2 protein-coding genes are annotated in these 2,266 nt (G+C 44.8%); both read right to left on the bottom strand.

Features of this window, described 5'->3' with window-relative positions:
* Nucleotides 1–161: 161 nt before the first annotated feature.
* On the bottom strand, nucleotides 162–962 hold the full coding sequence (locus ACZND6_RS12790) for an aspartate dehydrogenase domain-containing protein (protein ID WP_021867588.1): 801 nt from the start codon (nucleotides 960–962) through the stop codon (nucleotides 162–164).
* 83 nt (nucleotides 963–1,045) lie between these two features.
* Complete coding sequence (locus ACZND6_RS12785) at nucleotides 1,046–1,999, bottom strand: LysR family transcriptional regulator (protein WP_418571917.1); 954 nt, start codon at nucleotides 1,997–1,999, stop codon at nucleotides 1,046–1,048.
* Nucleotides 2,000–2,266 lie beyond the last annotated feature (267 nt).

Below are 2,266 nucleotides of genomic sequence, written 5' to 3'. Positions count from 1 at the left end.
GATGATAGTGAGTTGTATTTCTTGCGAAAGTAGGTAGTCTCCGGGCTCTCCATAAAAGACAAACCTCTTGGACCTAACCGTTCAAGAGGTTTTTGTTTATCCGCAGCCCGCAAAAATAAAACCTCGGTTTTCAGGCCGAGGTTCGTAAAGCGGATTGCTTCTTAGAAGAATGTTAGCGGAGAAGCCAAATTCTTCAATAAAGCTATAACGCTGTAAGCGGCGGATTTGCTGTTCTTTTTGTTTTCCGGATCAGGCTGAGAAACAAAGAAAAGCTCGGAGTGCATAATGTCATTGGACAATGTAATTCTGTGGCTGACTTCTGTAATGCCGGGCTTGCTGATCAAGCGGACTTTTGCATCTTTCGCTTCGGTTGCCAATGCGGTGGCGACGGAAACGTTAACGTTTCTCGGGAAGCCGCGGATAGCGTCATGAACGTTGCCGTCGAAAATCAACTGTTCTTCAGTCTCGGAGACTGTCTTGCCTTCCATGTAAGGTGTGCCGATGTAGCTTTCGGGCGGTTTAATACTTTCGATCTGTACCTTGGGATTGCCTACGACAGCATAAGTTTCCATTAGGTCCATACCGCCGATTGCGCCGCTGGTGATGTAGATCTTTCTTTCGTATTGGCGGGCAACGCGAACTAAGTGATCTCTAAATTTCTCGTCATCTAAGGCACCGACAGAAGAAATGATCAGATCGGCCCCTGCTTCGAGAATTTCTTCTGCATACGTTTCAACGGCTTCAATACCGGCAAATTCAACAACGATATCCGGTGCCAATTCAAGCATGTCATCGACTGTATATGCGGCACGTCCGCCGACCCGATTGGCTAATTCAACGGCGTGTTCGTGGTTTTTGGCGCACACAGAAGTAACGAAATAATCGTTGCCTAAATGCTTCGGAGCGTTCAGGCAGAAGATCTGGCTCTGCGCTCCGCATCCCAAAACGGCTAATTTCTTCATTTTTCATTCCCATCACTTAGATTAAGCCTATCCATTCTACATGGAGGAGAAATACATTTTTACGATATTGAGCGCAATTGTGGTCAACTGATTGCTTGATTTGACGGGCTTTTAGAGAGAAACGATTTACCGAAACTTGTCAGCGGAATGCCGACTTTTTTAATGCTTTCTGCGATTTCGGTTATACACTCCTTGGCTTCGTCGCTCAGTTCTTTTTCCGACTTAGGCCAGAAAACCGAAAATGGTATGGTCAAAGGGACGTCAATCGGAATTGCCTTGCAGTCATCACTCACACTGATAGCAGCTAAAAGGTCCGTAATGTGAACGCCGGCGTTTCTTTTGACCATTCGAAGCGCAACCTGCGTCGAGGAAATTTCTCCCACAACTTGATCCTCTGTAAGATCCGGCGTCAACGTGTCCGTCAGCTTTCTTTCTAGCATGTCATGAGAAAGCAGAATGAAATCTTCGTCTTTGTAATCCGCAGGTGCGACTTTGTCCTTCTTAGATAAGGGATTCTGTTTGGAAACGACGAGGCGCATCGGCAGCCGAGCCATGATTCGTTTTTCTAAATCATCATGGTCCGATAGAAGCGTTCCGAAACCAATGTCGAAGGGATGAGAATATTTTGAGTAATACATATCCCGACTATCGTGGATATCTATCGTCACCTTTAAAACTTTTTCATGACGTTTGAGGATCTTAGTGATGGCGGGAAGAGTGACGTCGCTGCAGTGTCTTGCCATAACAGCGGTTCGCAGCAGTCGTCTTTTTGCTTTCTGATGAGCAGAATAATCTTCCAGCACTTTCCAGGCTTTCATCGCTTCATGGGCCACCCGGTAAAAATTATTACCTTCCTCCGATAAAACCAACTGCTTGTTCCCTCTCTCAAATAACTTGACGCCAAGACGATCCTCCAACTGAGAGAGCATTCGGCTGGCGGCCGAAGAAGAGAGGTTTAATTTGTTTGAAGCTGCGAGCAGAGAACCACTTTCGGCAATGGCACAAAAAAGTTTAACTGCTCTCGATTTCATTTCCATTTTTGCAACTCGAGGCTCAATAATTGCACTTTACGAAATATACATAAAAACTCATAATGTTGCCATAGCGAAAACGGAGTCTTCTCTTGTTTCAGCTAGAAATGGATCATCTTTAACCGCCTTCTTCTCGAATGGCGGTTTTTTTTTCACATTTCTACTGAGTCTAACCTGTCTTTAGTAACGATTTAGTGGTTAATCTTATTTAATTGCCGCCCAAATGAACAGAGCGGTTTTCCTTTACCCTTACTTTAATTTTAAACTTATCGT

Source organism: Parasutterella sp. (assembly GCF_057870745.1).
This window is presented reverse-complemented; position numbering and strand designations above follow the sequence as displayed.